At 37.9% G+C, this 14692-nt stretch carries 13 protein-coding genes and 1 pseudogene; 13 read left to right on the plus strand and 1 reads right to left on the minus strand.

The features are described 5' to 3' along the window. Positions 1-67 precede the first annotated feature (67 nt). The 10 genes and pseudogenes from HMPREF0083_RS04630 (at position 68) to HMPREF0083_RS04675 (ending at position 9368) form a co-directional block, all read left to right on the plus strand. Positions 68-1825, plus strand: a complete 1758-nt coding sequence (locus HMPREF0083_RS04630) for a sigma-54-dependent Fis family transcriptional regulator (protein ID WP_021619918.1) — start codon at positions 68-70, stop codon at positions 1823-1825. A 186-nt stretch (positions 1826-2011) separates the two neighbouring features. Continuing rightward, positions 2012-2290, plus strand: a complete 279-nt coding sequence (locus tag HMPREF0083_RS04635; RefSeq protein ID WP_021619919.1) for a Rid family hydrolase — start codon at positions 2012-2014, stop codon at positions 2288-2290. 12 nt (positions 2291-2302) lie between these two features. Further along, positions 2303-3529 (plus strand): diaminopropionate ammonia-lyase, encoded by a 1227-nt coding sequence (gene dpaL / locus HMPREF0083_RS04640; RefSeq protein WP_021619920.1) that lies wholly within the window; start codon positions 2303-2305, stop codon positions 3527-3529. Next, positions 3525-3875: a peptidase dimerization domain-containing protein gene (locus HMPREF0083_RS04645; RefSeq protein ID WP_262360641.1), complete on the plus strand. Its 351-nt coding sequence runs from the start codon at positions 3525-3527 to the stop codon at positions 3873-3875. Before dpaL ends, HMPREF0083_RS04645 begins: the two co-directional genes overlap by 5 nt. Positions 3876-3880: 5 nt before the next feature. Beyond that, positions 3881-5044: a M20 family metallopeptidase gene (locus HMPREF0083_RS04650; RefSeq protein ID WP_167331539.1), complete on the plus strand. Its 1164-nt coding sequence runs from the start codon at positions 3881-3883 to the stop codon at positions 5042-5044. Positions 5045-5271: 227 nt separating this feature from the next. After that, the gene (locus HMPREF0083_RS04655; protein ID WP_021619924.1) at positions 5272-5592 is read left to right on the plus strand and encodes a hypothetical protein; all 321 of its coding nucleotides are present in this window, start codon (positions 5272-5274) and stop codon (positions 5590-5592) included. A gap of 190 nt (positions 5593-5782) precedes the next feature. Further along, positions 5783-6609: pseudogene (locus HMPREF0083_RS04660) on the plus strand (MFS transporter). A 98-nt stretch (positions 6610-6707) separates the two neighbouring features. Next, positions 6708-6992, plus strand: a complete 285-nt coding sequence (locus HMPREF0083_RS04665) for a hypothetical protein (RefSeq protein ID WP_021619927.1) — start codon at positions 6708-6710, stop codon at positions 6990-6992. A 271-nt stretch (positions 6993-7263) separates the two neighbouring features. Then, entirely contained in the window at positions 7264-8115 is an 852-nt protein-coding gene (ant(6), locus tag HMPREF0083_RS04670; RefSeq protein ID WP_040301503.1) for an aminoglycoside 6-adenylyltransferase, read from the plus strand. Positions 8116-8207: 92 nt separating this feature from the next. Then, positions 8208-9368 carry a sulfite reductase subunit alpha gene (locus HMPREF0083_RS04675; RefSeq protein WP_021619929.1) on the plus strand — a complete coding sequence of 387 codons (1161 nt, stop codon included), beginning with the start codon at positions 8208-8210 and terminating at the stop codon, positions 9366-9368. A 226-nt stretch (positions 9369-9594) separates the two neighbouring features. On the opposite strand, the gene HMPREF0083_RS04680 is transcribed toward HMPREF0083_RS04675, so the two are convergent. Next, a complete protein-coding gene (locus tag HMPREF0083_RS04680) occupies positions 9595-10668 on the minus strand; it encodes a hypothetical protein (RefSeq protein WP_021619930.1) in 1074 nt (357 codons plus the stop codon). Positions 10669-11196: 528 nt separating this feature from the next. Between HMPREF0083_RS04680 and codB the strand changes: the two genes are divergently transcribed. The 3 genes from codB (at position 11197) to HMPREF0083_RS04695 (ending at position 14495) form a co-directional block, all read left to right on the plus strand. Next, positions 11197-12429 (plus strand): cytosine permease, encoded by a 1233-nt coding sequence (gene codB, locus HMPREF0083_RS04685; protein WP_021619931.1) that lies wholly within the window; start codon positions 11197-11199, stop codon positions 12427-12429. Between the two features lie 33 nt (positions 12430-12462). Beyond that, positions 12463-13731, plus strand: coding sequence for a cytosine deaminase (locus HMPREF0083_RS04690; RefSeq protein WP_040301505.1), 1269 nt, complete (start codon positions 12463-12465; stop codon positions 13729-13731). 395 nt (positions 13732-14126) lie between these two features. Beyond that, positions 14127-14495: a DUF4180 domain-containing protein gene (locus HMPREF0083_RS04695; protein WP_021619935.1), complete on the plus strand. Its 369-nt coding sequence runs from the start codon at positions 14127-14129 to the stop codon at positions 14493-14495. Positions 14496-14692 lie beyond the last annotated feature (197 nt).

The following is a 14692-nucleotide window of genomic DNA, read 5'->3' on the forward strand; positions in this document are numbered from 1 at the left end:
TTTCTTCCACCTTATGGATAATCAACAGGCGTGGAAAAAGGTATTTTTTATGAATTGAGGCGGTAAAATGGAACTGATGGATATACAACCTGCTGTTCAGAGAATAGCGGATGCAATTGCGGCTGTATTGAAAATTGAAGTGGAGATTGCAAATCACCATTTTATAAGAGTCGCAGGAACTGGAGAACAAAAAGAAAGTGTACTTCATAAAATGGAAGGTGATTTAGTTTATCAATCTGCCATTCGTACGGGGCAGCCGGTAATTATTGAAAATCCAGGGTTTGAAAAAATTTGTGAACGGTGCAGATTTTATGGGAACTGTTCGGAAACAGGCGAGATATGTGCCCCTATTACTTATGGGGATCAGGTCTTAGGTGTAATTGGCTTATTGGCTTTTAACGCGGAACAACGGAGAAGACTATTTGAAAACACTGAAGGGATTTTAACTTTTTTAAGTAAAATGGCTGATCTTTTATCAAGTAAGTTACATGAACATGATATGATTCAGCAGCTTACCAGAAATTCAGAGAAGATGGTTAAAGTGATGAATCTTGTCAATGAAGGAATTATTGTAATAGATGAAAGAGGAAGTCTACAAGAAATGAATCTAAAAGCAGAAGTATTATTAGGCATAGAAAATAAAAGTTCGCTACCATTGCATATAAGGGATTTATTTACAAAATTAGTGCAAGAATCGGAAGAGGTGAATCAAACGGTTACCCTCTCTATTAACAAGGAAGAAAAATCTCTGTATATAACCAAACAAAAGCTCTCTTCGGCTGGGCAATATTCTGAATATCTGATTAGCCTTCAAGATGTTAATGAAATTTGTAATCTTGCAGAAATAGCAACAGAGGATCAAAGGAAACCGTTTGATCAAATAGTGGGTGTAAGTCCTCAAATAATGGAGGTTAAAGAATATGCTTTTAAAGTTTCCCAATCTAACTCTACTGTCTTAATCCAAGGGGAAAGCGGTACAGGTAAAGAAGAGTTTGCCAAAGCTATACACAATTCTAGCATGAGGAAAGAGTATCCATTTGTTACGGTTAATTGTGGTGCTATTCCGGAGAATTTATTAGAGAGTGAGTTATTTGGGTATGAAAAAGGGGCATTTACAGGTGCTAATAATAAAGGAAAACCAGGAAAATTTGAATTGGCTCACAGGGGTTCTATTTTTCTTGATGAAATAGGGGAGATGCCGCCGTTTCTACAGGTTAAATTATTGCGTGTTTTGCAAGAAAGAGAGATTGAACACCTTGGAGGAACTAATTCTATTCCGGTTGATGTACGTGTTATAGCAGCAACTAATAAAGACTTACAGGAGATGGTGAGTAATGGGGATTTTAGAGAAGATCTATATTTTAGATTAAATGTTATTCCAATCATCATCCCTCCCCTCAGAAGTCGCAAAGAAGATATTCTTGCTTTAAGTGAGCACTTTATTTCTACATTTAATAATCTTTTTCAAGCAAATGTACTAGGACTTGGGAAAGATGTGAAAGAATTGATATTAAATTATCCATGGAAGGGAAATGTCAGGGAATTAAAAAATTTCATTGAATATTTATTCAATTTTATTACTCATGGTTGGATTACAATGGAAGAGGCTGAGGCTTTAATCTATCGTAAATTAGAAATTAAAAAGGAAAATATTCATATAACTGCGCCTTCCTTCTCACTTGCTAAGATGGAAAAAGAAATGATAATAAAGGCGCTTAATTATGTGCGCCATCATAACCTTAATATCGAAGATGCAAGTGATTTGCTAGGAATAGGGAGAGCTACATTATTTAGGAAGATAAATAAGTATCAAATTGATACCTAATCTCATACTGATACTTTTATTGTTTTTTAATTAAAAATTTGAGGCTTTCGATTTATAATAGCTATTTAGTATCATTTTGATACTTAAATGGCTGTTATTTTTTCCTAAGAACACTATTTTTCAGCAGTTTAATAACTTGGCACAAATTTTGCTTTGATAATATCGTGAAAAGAGAAAAGGAGGAAGATGCATGATTCAGCAAGTTCAAACAAAAAAGCGCCAGCTGCTGTTGGTCCATATTCACAGGCTGTTACTGCTAATGGTTTTGCATATTTATCGGGTATGCTGCCATTGGATATTGAGAATGGCAGTATTATAGGCACTACAGATGCTGAGCAAACAGAACAAATAACGAGGAACGGTGCATATTTTTCAACACACAAACCAGCTAGAAGCTGTGTAGAAGTTGCAGCAATTCCAAAAGGTACCCTGGTTGAAATAGAAGTGATTGCGAAATTAGTATAGGAGGCTTTCTTCGTGCAGAAACCAGTTCAAACCAATATAAAATGGATCAAAAACAAATTCCATTCAACTAAATATAACGAAGAAGAATTATCATTTTTTCAGGAGATAGAGATACAAAAAGTTCATAAATTTCAAAAAACATATAGCGCTTATACAGAAACACCTTTACATCAATTGAAAAATCTATCTGAATATTTGAATATCGCAGATATAAGAGTAAAAGATGAATCGTATAGATTCGGTCTAAATGCTTTCAAAGTGATGGGGGGCATTTACGCCATTGCAAAATACTTAGCCGATCGTTTGGAAGAAAACATTGAAGATCTTTCTTTCGAGGTCCTACAATCTTCAAAAGTGAGAGAAAAGCTGGGGGAACTAACCTTTATTTCAGCAACTGATGGGAATCATGGACGTGGGATAGCTTGGGCAGCAAGAGAGCTTGGACATAAATCAATAATCTACATGCCAAAAGGATCGTCGCTAAAACGACTGACTGCAATCCGTAATGAAGGGGCTAAGGCAGATATTACAGAGGTTAATTACGATGATACGGTCAGAATGTGCTCGAATCTTGCCAATGAAAATGGATGGATTATGGTTCAGGATACTGCGTGGGAAGGTTATGATGATATTCCTCTTTGGATCATGCAGGGGTATGCCTCTATGGCAAAAGAAATTGTAGAACAGATTAAAATTGATGGTGGAGAACAGCCAACGCATGTTTTCCTCCAAGCAGGTGTTGGGTCTTTTGCCGGAGCGATTGCTGCTTATATGATTCAGTATTATAGAAAAAACCCTCCAATCATTATTGTAGTCGAACCAGATAAAGCCGATTGTTATTATCGCTCCTTTTTAAGTGAAGATGGTAATAGGGAAATCGTGACTGGAGAGATGAGCACAATAATGGCAGGATTGGCTTGCGGAGAGCCTAACACAAGAGCTTTTCGTTTGCTTCGTCAATATGCTAAAGGAGCATTCTCATGCAAGGATAGTATTGCTGCACTAGGAATGCGTGTGTACGGGAATCCCCTAAGGAACGATCCGCGTGTAATCTCAGGAGAGTCAGGTGCGGTAACGCTTGGATTGCTATACTATCTACGAAAGCTGGGGGATGATCCACAGATAAACCGGGATATACTGCTGGATTCAAATTCCCGAATTCTGCTAATAAGTACTGAAGGTGATACGGACCCTTCACATTATCAAAAGATAGTATGGGAAGGCCTTTGTCCAAATTAATTCTCAGGGAAATGCTGTTTACCAAATGATGAAGCTCATTTCAGCTATTCGTGAATTACCCGTCTTAGAGCATGAGGTTATGGGACAAGGAATTCTTGAACTAACGGACATAAAATCATCCCCATACCCAGGAGCATCAGTTGTTCCTTCATTATGTACAGCATGTACAGCAGCTTTTGAGCGTCGTTTATTAGTGGGAGAAACTAAAGAATCTGTATTGGCACCTATTATTAAATTAATAGATAAGCTGCAATCAGAAGATCAGGATTTTAGAGCAACAGCTGGATATACGGCTATTATGAAAGTGTTAACAGCTACAGGATTTAAAGAAAAAAGAATGGAGTGATGATTTTGTTAACATTTCCGAAATCAAACATTCTGGAATTACTTCGTGAGCTAATTAGAATCCCTTCCGTTAATCCCACTCTTGCACCTGAAGAAGGTCATAATGAGGTGAAAATAGCAGAGTTTGTTGTTGATTGGCTTCGGAAACATAATGTTGATGCACGTATAGAGTTTGTTGAACCTGGTCGGCCAAATGTATTCGCAGAAGTTGGGGATGGAGAAGGCCCGACTCTATGTTTATGTGCACACCTGGATACGGTAGGAACGGCGGGAATGGAGATCGACCCCTTTGATCCTAAGATAGAGGGAAATCGGGTGTATGGACGGGGAAGCTGTGATATGAAAGCCGGTGTAGCCGCCATAATGAGCACAGCAGCTTCCTTAGCAGCGGCAGGCTCTATCAAAGGGAAAGTTATTTTGGCCCTTGTTTGCGATGAAGAATATGCTAGTATTGGTGCAGATCACTTTGTGCTTCATCATAAAGCAGATGCATGCATTCTTACAGAACCAAGTGATTTAAAAATGGTAGTTGCCCATAAAGGATTTTTATGGGGAAAAGTGACAACGACGGGCCGTAGTGCTCACGGTAGCAGGTGGGATTTAGGTGATAGTGCTATTTCAAAAATGGGTAATGTAATCGTGGGGTTGGATAACTTAGACAAGAATGTGTTAAGAAATCGAAGAGAAGGGCTTGTGGGCCCTGCATCTATGCATGTAAGCCTTATTAGTGGGGGGATAGGAGTCTCGACTTACGCACCGGATTGTACTATCCATATTGAAAGACGTACTCTTCCTTCAGAGAACACAGATGATGTAAAGTCAGAAATTGAAAGAGTGATACAGAACATTGCCAAGGACTCTCACATAGATTGGTACTTCAAGAGAGATTCTTTTTCCTGTGCTCCAAATGAATCAATTATTCAACATGTAACTGCGTCTTACAAATCCTTACTAGGCAGTGTACCCGAAAGTGTTGGCTGGGGGGGTTGGACAGATGCTGCTATATTCCAGCAGGCAGGTATTCCTACTATAAATATAGGTGCGTCCGGCTTTGGACTTCATGAACCTGTCGAATGGATTGATTTTGAAACTGTCTTAATAAATACGAATATTTTAATTAATGCTGCGACAACGTTTCTACAAGATAAAAAGGTTGCTAAAGAAGTGTAATACAAAAAGTGAAATCTCTTTGTGGGGACTTTGATTTTAACTGTTTATGTGAGTAACTGTTTGCTGTTTGATGCAGGGGAGGCCATGACTAAATTGTTCGCGTGTAAACGGGTGTGATTATATTAGAAGCAACAAACGACCATAATTTATCAGAAATATTTCCCATTCCCTCTATTTTTTTGATGGGATACTTGATAAGATAATATAAAAAAGAGGGGAGAAATAGGATGAAAAAAGCCATTTGCGCTTTCCTATTTGCGTTTCTTTTGCTTCCTGGTCTTGCCGCTGCACAAGAACATACAGAACAAGCAACGATCAAAAAGGTCTATTATGACAAGGAGACACAAGCTTATTACATTCAAACAGTCGATAAAAATCAGGAAGAGTTCTGGCATTATGGTCTGGTGTTTGCTCTTAAAGAAGACAAAGCACTTACCAAGTATTTAAACCAAACCTTGATGAATAAAAAGGCTGTTGTAACGTATGAAGATTATGAGAGTGATGATGCAGAGGATTGGGAATTGCTTGAGTTTGTTATTACAAATTAAACGAGAGGGAGACTGCATATACAGTCCTCATACCAGGAGTGAAGTTTATTTACAGCTTCACTCCTTTTATTTTTGTAAGCTCTCAAAGGATTTTTAATCATCAAAAACCACACCTGTTGAATGGGGCGGAAGACCGTTGGGATTTAAAATTATAAAAGAAAATTGCCTTGTTTATAGTTTAGGAGGATTTATGAAGGTAAAGCTGCACTATGCCTGGGTTATTTTATTTATCACGTTTTTATCTCTTTTGGCTGTTCAAGGCGTTCGTCTTTCTTTTGGGGCTTTTGTTGAACCTTGGGAAAAGGATTTTTCAATGAACAGAGGAACCGTATCGCTTATTTCCACACTAAGCTTTATTGTTTATGGACTTTCCCAACCAATGATAGGAAAGCTTGTCGATAGATTTGGTGCTCGCTTGATTCTTTCCGCCAGTACTTTTTTAGTGGCAATTAGTATCTTATTAACTGCTTTTGTCCATCATCCATGGCAGTTGTTTATTCTATATGGCGTCCTCGTTTCGATTGGCGTTGGTGGAGCGTCAAATGTGGCTGCAGCAGTTGTCGTGACGAATTGGTTTAATGAAAAAAGAGGACTTGCTTTAGGGATTGTGGAAGCTGGATTTGGAGCCGGACAAATGCTGCTTGTACCAGGCTCTCTCATGTTAATTCAATGGATTGATTGGAAATGGACCGTTGTGATCTTGGGAAGCTTTTTAATGGTTATTGTGTTTCCTATTGTACTGTTGCTCCTACACAATTACTAGCAACACAATATTTTAAACAGTATTCAGTTGGGTTTATTGTCGGATGGCTATTTCTTAGCCATCAAATAGGTTCTGCGCTAGGAGCTTATTTACCAGGGCTACTATATAATGAAACAGGTAACTATAATTTGTCTTTTTACTGCTCAATTATTTTTTTGGTGGGGGCTAGTATACTTAATATTTTAATTCCCGAACCTAATGAGGCAAAAAAGATTCAGAAAATAAATCTCAATCAATCTCACACAACTAACTAAAAACAAAAAGCGGCTAGCTTAAAGGAATGTATATGTATAGTATTAAAGCATTAGCTCAGTTCTATATAGAAGTTCGATGAAGTCTTGGGAGGAGATTCATGAAGACGTTTTTGGTTGTCAGCCAGATTATTTATCTGATTTGTATGATTCCATGGCTGTTTGTTTGGGGAATATCATTTATGGCATTTGATGCCGGAATCAGTGGCGAAGCCATTGTTCTGGTTTCTATTATCAGTATGTACCCGCTGGTTGCTATCGCCTGCTCGATCATAGCCTGGATACTACATAGAAGGAGAACCCGTACCGCAGTCATAATAAATTTAATTCCGATGGTTTGGGTACTGGGAATTGGTATTCCGCTTCTGGTCATCACTTTGAGGTAGATTAAGATAACTAAACAACGAATCGGTTCGATTGTAGGTTTGATAAAATAAAGTCGCGATGTTTATAAAAAAGATGCGGATTATCAGCCATGGCTAAAAACTCAGGACATTTTCCCCCTAGGTTGGAGATTGAAATGAATTAAAACAAGCTTGAATTCATACGGCTTATCAAATCAGATGTATATAGTAGTTTCGCTGAATTCACTATAACGAAGCATGGAAACAGGTAGTCATTAGCCTAATTTTTGAATCAGAACGGAGGATTACTGTATTGAGAAGTGAACGAGAAATGATGAACATGCTTGTAGACTTTGCTATGAATGATAATAGAATCCGATTGGTAACTTTGGAAGGGTCACGTACAAATACAAATATTCCTCCTGATACATTCCAGGATTATGACATTTCTTACTTTGTAACAGATATTGATTCTTTCAAGGAAAATGATCAATGGCTCAATATTTTTGGAAATCGTATGATGATGCAAAAACCGGAGGATATGGAGCTTTTTCCATCAGAACTAGGTAATTGGTTTTCATATATTATTCTTTTTGAAGACGGAAATAAATTAGACCTAACACTTATTCCAATTAACGAGGTCGAGGATTATTTTATCAAGAGCGACGGTTTAGTTGAAGTCTTGCTTGATAAGGATACTCTTATCAAAAATGAGGTGATAGCAGACGACCGCCAATATTGGATTAAAAAGCCAACTGCAAGAGAATTTGATGATTGTTGCAATGAGTTCTGGATGGTTTCAACTTATGTAGTAAAAGGATTGGCGAGAAAAGAAATCCTTTTTGCGATTGACCATTTGAATGAGATTGCACGCCCTAATTTACTGAGGATGATGGCTTGGCAAATCGGAGCAAAGCAAGGGTATACCTTTAGTGTGGGGAAGAACTATAAATTTATAAATCGTTACCTTCCAAATGAAGATTGGGAAGCAATACTATCAACCTATTCTGAGAATGGCTATCAAGAAATGTGGCAGTCTTTGTTTACTTGTTATGATTTATTTAGAAAATATTCTAAGGATGTGGCAGAAAGCCTCGGATATAAGTATCCAAATTACGATGAGGCTATCACGAAGTATACTGTGAATATTTACCGTTCATTATAAATATCGATTGGCAAATATATATGAAAAAACATATCTCATTTTCTCTTCTTGTGTTACCCTAGGTTTATACAACTTTTTGAGGTGAAAACATTATGCAACCTACTGTAGTCCAAAAGGTACCAACAGCATTTTCAAGAACAAATCCATTTCAAGCGAAAGTTCTCAAAAATGTAAATTTAAATGGAACTGGCTCTAGTAAGGAAACAAGGCATATCGAGTTATCGTTAAAAGGATCTAACCTTTCCTATGTCCCAGGTGATTGCCTTGGTATTATCCCTGAAAATGATCCGAAACTGGTGGCCTCTCTTCTTGAGGAAATGAAATGGGATACAAAAATGGATGTTACCATTAATAAGCAAGGGGATACCCTCCCATTAAAAGAAGCGTTAACAACATACTTTGAAATTACGTTATTGACGAAAAAGATGATCCAGCAGGCAGCGGAATTAACAGAAAACGAAGAATTACAAAAGCTTGCGTCGGATGAAAATATAAATCAACTGAAAGAATATATCGCAGGGCGTGATTTGCTTGATTTGTTACGCGATTTTGGTCCATGGAAAGCTTCTGCCCAAGAGATCGTCTCTTTATTAAGAAAAATTCCACCACGGCTGTATTCAATTGCAAGTAGCATTTCCGCTAATCCCGAGGAGGTGCATCTAACCATCGGTGCCGTACGCTACATGGCTCACGGACGCGAACGAAAAGGGGTTTGCTCTGTTTTATGTGCTGAACGTCTTCAAGAGGGGGATACACTTCCAGTATTTATTCAACCAAATAAACACTTTAATCTGCCAGAGTCTCAAGATAAAGATATTATTATGGTTGGTCCGGGGACAGGCATTGCACCATTCCGTTCCTTTATCCAGGAACGTGCAGTAAATGAAGCAACAGGTAAATCATGGTTGTTTTTTGGAGACCAGCATGCAGCATCGGATTTTCTTTATCAAAACGAGTTAGAAAAATATCAAAAAGATGGGGTACTGACAAGATTAGAGACTGCGTTCTCTCGTGATACGGAGCAAAAAGTATATGTACAGCATAAAATGCTTGAAAACAGCAAAGAATTGTTTGAATGGCTAGAAAATGGAGCCTACTTCTACGTTTGCGGGGATAAGCAGTATATGGCAAAAGACGTCCACAACACGCTGATTGACATAATTGAAAAAGAAGGTATGATGACCCATGAAGCAGCCGAAGCGTATTTAAATGATATGCAGAAGCAAGGGCGTTACCAACGTGATGTGTATTAAAATTAATAGGTGTTAGTAGCACTGGCAAATTATTTTCAAAAAGAGTGTCTTTATTCCGCCATTAGCGGTTATAAGGAGTCACTCTTTTTTTGACAATCTTTTTCGGTATCAAAGTTTACTATTTGTTGAAAAATGCACAGAATAAAGTAAATAGAATGGGTTTGTATTGCCTCTTGGGAGTATGGGCAGACAGCTTGATCTGCTAAACACCCAACCTGCTTTTGGATTACAGATAGATCCTTCGGGCCTCCTCGTCGAAGAATTCGATTACATTCTTATACTCGGTAATATCTATATGGTTTTGCTTCATAATCTTCTGAATAAAGATGGCATCGGTAAAGATTTTATTGATGATCATTCCGCACCATAACGGAGTGCCTTTAAAGTAATCCACCAAATCATGAATTTCATCAAACTTAAAATAAAGGATATAAGAGACATAATTCTGAAGCAGAGTACTAAAACAATGATCACGATAAGGATTAGAGCGATTGTCGGAGAGAAAGTCTCTCATGATACTGAATAATGTTGCTTTATTTTCGGAGTAAATATGTATCAAATAATCAACGTCATTGATCAGCTGTAATACAAACTCTAATCCTTCTTCCGGAGGCATTGCCAGCTTGGTCGATTTACCTTCTATTGATCCTAACAGCTCCATAGTGAGATTTTTACAAGCATTTATTTCATGCGGAGCTATGAATAATTTATCTCTATACTTGTCAAGATTCTCGCTGTAGTAATCGTGATATATAGAAAAATAATGTTCCATATGTATATTGGTTTTCGTATGAACCAAATCTTGCCCGCTGAATGAAAAGGAGTAGAGGGTCTCCTCATTAACCGGGTGAGCATAAAGGTAGAAAAAGAAGAAAAAGTCTCTTAATTGATGTCTTTGTTCATCGTTCAATCTGGAAGCGTCAGTCAATTGAGCTAACTGAAAAAAACAATAGTTCTTCATAAAATCATTCATTGCATTAAACGAATTGATCTTGACAATGGACATCGTTGCGTTGATAGTAAACAACAAATAATATAATATCAGTTCATCATATACATCTAGATGTTTAAAAAAAGCCGAGAGAACAGGCTTCCAGTCCGGGTTAACGGTGTAATTGGGATCTTTCGGTTGTAATTCATACGCCCACTCAATAAACAACTCATCTTTGCGAGCGATAAAGAATAATTCTGCGCTACCATCTTCACAAAGGCAGTATTCAAAGCAGTCCGTTTGACCGGACTGTAATTTCCTGTTGAATTTTATATTTAGATATTCATTATATAGCAATTGAAGTTTCATCAGCCATATCCTCGGTTCAAATATGATTCAATTCGTAATTAAACGTATGGGTGGGGAGTTCTCTTTATCCCTTCCTTGAAAAATATTCGACATATAGCTGGGGATTCCTCCTAGCTCATTGATCGGCGAGCGTGCAGACGAAGATCACGATATAAGTTTGCGCATGGCTGAATATCTGGTTTAAGTACAGGTAGATGAACCTTGAGGTTATCGAAGGGTGGCTGAACCGCTTGAACAAAATAGTATCAAGAATAATCTTACAGGGGAGGGGAAATTTCCCCGTATTGACAACGGATCGGCTTCTTGCCATAATAAAAATTAATTAGATACTGGTAACTTTAATTCAGTCCTGTGAGGCTGACAAGAACAGCAAAGTTTATGATAATTCATGGTTGATAGGCAGATGTTTAGCCTTTTGTTTATTGTAAATAGAAGGGTTTATTGTCAGGTGATGGCAATAAACCCTTTTTTGTTTGCCCGCATTTTTTGGCGGTATCATTTTCAAAACAATTCTTTGGGGGAGTAGGTATGGAAAAAGTAGACTTAGAATTTTCATTACAGCCTGTACCGCAGGCAAATCGTAATGGTTTTTGGAAAATCCTCGCTGTTATGCTCGGATTTACATTTTTTTCAGCAAGTATGTGGTCTGGTGGGACATTAGGTAACGGACTATCATTTGTGCAGTTTATTTGGATTGTATTAGCTGGTAATTTGATCCTTGGTATTTATACAGGTGCATTAGCTTATATTGCGGCTAAAACAGGACTATCCACACACTTACTGACTAGATATGCCTTTGGTGAAAAAGGATCGTATTTATCCTCTCTTTTGCTAGGAGTGACACAAGTCGGTTGGTTTGGTGTAGGGGTAGCGATGTTTGCAGTTCCTGTTCAAAAAGCTACTGACATCAATGTTTATTTATTAATTGCCATTTCAGGTGTGTTAATGACAGTAACGGCGATTTACGGAATTAAGGCATTGGCTATATTAGGAATCATTGCGGTTCCATCTATTGCTATATTAGGTGGCTATTCTGTTTTAGAAGCAACGGACACGGCTGGCGGGATTCAAGGGTTAATGGGGTATCAACCACACGAAGCACTGGGACTAGCCGCAGCCTTAACAATCTGTATAGGATCATTTATTAGTGGCGGGACGCTTACAGCTGATTTTGCCCGGTTTGCCAAAACTACTCGTTCTGCTGTTGTTTCGACGGTTATTGCTTTCTTTCTTGGAAATTCGTTAATGTTTTTATTCGGGGCCGTTGGTGCCATTGTCTACGGTAAAGCGGATATATCAGATGTTATGTTTTTACAAGGATTAATTATACCGGCTATTATTGTACTTGGTTTAAATATTTGGACGACAAATGAAAATGCGTTGTATGCTTCTAGCTTAGGATTTGCTAATATTACTAAAATCGCGAAAAATAAAATTGTTATATTTAATGGTATAATTGGAACAATTGCAGCGATGTGGCTATATAACAACTTTGTTGAATTTTTGACCATATTAGGATCCACATTGCCATCGATTGGAGCAATAATATTAGCTGATTATTTCCTGTTAAAACGTAGGAATTATAAGAAATTTGAGGAAATGAAATTTAAAGCAGTGAATTGGATCGCCATAATAGCATGGGCAGGCGGGGTTGTTGCTGCGAACTTTGTACCAGGTATACCACCGATCAACGGACTCTTAGGAACGGCAATCATTTATGTTGTTCTGATGAAATGTATGCCGCAACGTGGAGAACAATAAACAAATAAAAAGTATGAAAGGGTGGGAGGATTAGTGATTATTAAACATGCAAAGGTTAGAGGGAAAGATGGACTGTGGAACATTGTCGTACAAGATGGGAAGATCAGCAAAATAACACAAACATTGGACGAAGTTGCCGATCATGAAATCATCGATGTAGAGGGGGCCCTTGTTCTTCCACCTTTCATTGAACCGCATATTCATTTGGATACAACCTTAACAGCAGGTGAACCAGAGTGGAATAAAAGTGGCACCTTATTTGAAGGTATTCAAAGATGGTCACAGAGAAAAGAAGCATTAACATTAGAAGATGTAAAAACAAGGTCAAAAACAGCATTAAAGTGGCAAATTGCTCAAGGTATTCAGCATGTTCGGACACATGTAGATGTAACAGATCCAGCGTTAACGGCTTTAAAAGCCATGTTGGAAGTGAAAGAGGAAATGGCTCCCTATGTAGATATTCAACTTGTTGCTTTTCCACAAGAGGGGATACTTTCTTATCCAAATGGAGTAGAATTACTCGAAGAATCATTGAAAATGGGTGCTGATGCGGTAGGAGGTATACCTCATTTTGAATTTACTCGAGAATATGGAGTAGAGTCATTAAAAAAGGCTTTTGATCTTGCTGAGAAATACGATCGATTAGTAGATATTCATTGTGATGAAATTGATGACGAACAATCCCGTTTTGTCGAGGTTGTAGCTACAGAGGCATATGAGCGTGGAATAGGTGCCCGTACGACAGCAAGCCATACAACAGCAATGGGCTCTTATAATGACGCATACACGTATAAACTATTTAGATTATTGAAGCTTTCTTCTATTAATTTTGTATCAAATCCATTGGTAAATATTCACCTTCAAGGGAGATTTGATACGTATCCAAAAAGAAGAGGCTTGACAAGAGTCAAAGAGCTTCAAGAAGCAGGACTAAATGTTTGTTTTGGCCACGATGATATATTTGATCCATGGTATCCGCTAGGAACAGGGAATATGCTTCAAGTATTACATATGGGAATTCACGCTTCGCAATTAATGGGCTATGAGCAAATCATAAACTCAATAGATTTAATTACCAGTAACAGTGCTAAAACGTTACAGATTGAAGAAATCTATGGAATTGAAGAAGGGAAACCAGCTAACTTCATAGTGTTGTCTGCAAAAAATGAATATGAAGCAATTCGCAAGCAGGCGACAGTTAGATATTCCTTCAGACATGGCAAGATTATTGCCGAAACGAAGCCAAGTGAAACAACCATAACTTTAGATCGATTTGAACAGAAGATCGATTTTAATAAATAGTGGATGTTTAGGTACTCAAGGAGCTAGCTAACCCCTATAGACCTTTATATATGAAGTTAAGCAAAGAAGGAAAGATTGGTCGGTACTTTCGGATTATTTTAAATGAGGAAAGTTACTTTACCCTGATGCAGTTGTATGATTCATTAGGCGATAGAGACAGGATGGAGGAGCAGTATTGGCTTCTAATAAGTTACACTTGATGGTTTGGCATGATCACGTAGTTGGGGGTAGGAAATTCGGAAAAAAGAAAAGGTTGGATGCGCCCTGCGCTCCGGCAGAGGAAAGGCCAGCTGTCTTTTTCCGACCGTGCCCACCCACCGCCCTTCCGTCTTTTCTTACCTCCTACCACAAAAGTTTGTCGATGTATCAAACCAGATGTGCATAGGAGGGCGATTATGAATATAACGAAGGTAGAAGTAGGTGGGAGAAATATTGCCGTTGTGACCTGCAGCGAGGTATTAATAGTGGATGTTCAGTCGGCATTGGATTTTATGGCAACCGTACAATATGAAACATGCTGCGATCGGATCGTTATAAACAAATCTCTACTAAGCGAAAGCTTTTTCGATTTGAAAACACGTCTTGCAGGTGAAATCCTTCAGAAGTTCATCAATTATCGTGTAAAGGTTGCAATTATTGGAGATTTTTCTGTGTATTCAAGTCAAAGCCTCCAAGATTTCATCTATGAATGTAACAATGGAAACGACATCTTTTTCTTATCTACCGAACAACAAGCGATTGAAAAGTTAAGTATGTTGAAGTAGAAGGGGGAACGGGCAGTAGATCAAGTATTTTATTAAGGCACTTAAAAAATATGATGCAAATGGTGATAACGAAACAATCCAGAAGTTTTTAAATTTAAATAAAAATAAACAGTCTGATAAAGTGAAAATTTTAGGAGGAATGCTGACTGGTCAAACCAAAAACTTTAACTTCCCTCCGAAAGAAGTCTCCCACTTAT

The sequence above is a fragment of the Aneurinibacillus aneurinilyticus ATCC 12856 genome, from assembly GCF_000466385.1.
GTDB lineage: Bacteria > Bacillota > Bacilli > Aneurinibacillales > Aneurinibacillaceae > Aneurinibacillus > Aneurinibacillus aneurinilyticus.

Bases quoted from the DNA above. Each gene is read 5' to 3' on its own strand.
- HMPREF0083_RS04630 (WP_021619918.1), top strand. From the start codon at position 68: ATGGAACTGATGGATATACAACCTGCTGTTCAGAGAATAGCGGATGCA.
- HMPREF0083_RS04635 (WP_021619919.1), top strand. From the start codon at position 2,012: ATGCATGATTCAGCAAGTTCAAACAAAAAAGCGCCAGCTGCTGTTGGT.
- HMPREF0083_RS04655 (WP_021619924.1), top strand. From the start codon at position 5,272: ATGAAAAAAGCCATTTGCGCTTTCCTATTTGCGTTTCTTTTGCTTCCT.
- HMPREF0083_RS04665 (WP_021619927.1), top strand. From the start codon at position 6,708: ATGAAGACGTTTTTGGTTGTCAGCCAGATTATTTATCTGATTTGTATG.
- HMPREF0083_RS04675 (WP_021619929.1), top strand. From the start codon at position 8,208: ATGCAACCTACTGTAGTCCAAAAGGTACCAACAGCATTTTCAAGAACA.
- HMPREF0083_RS04680 (WP_021619930.1), bottom strand. From the start codon at position 10,668: ATGAAACTTCAATTGCTATATAATGAATATCTAAATATAAAATTCAAC.
- codB (WP_021619931.1), top strand. From the start codon at position 11,197: ATGGAAAAAGTAGACTTAGAATTTTCATTACAGCCTGTACCGCAGGCA.
- HMPREF0083_RS04695 (WP_021619935.1), top strand. From the start codon at position 14,127: ATGAATATAACGAAGGTAGAAGTAGGTGGGAGAAATATTGCCGTTGTG.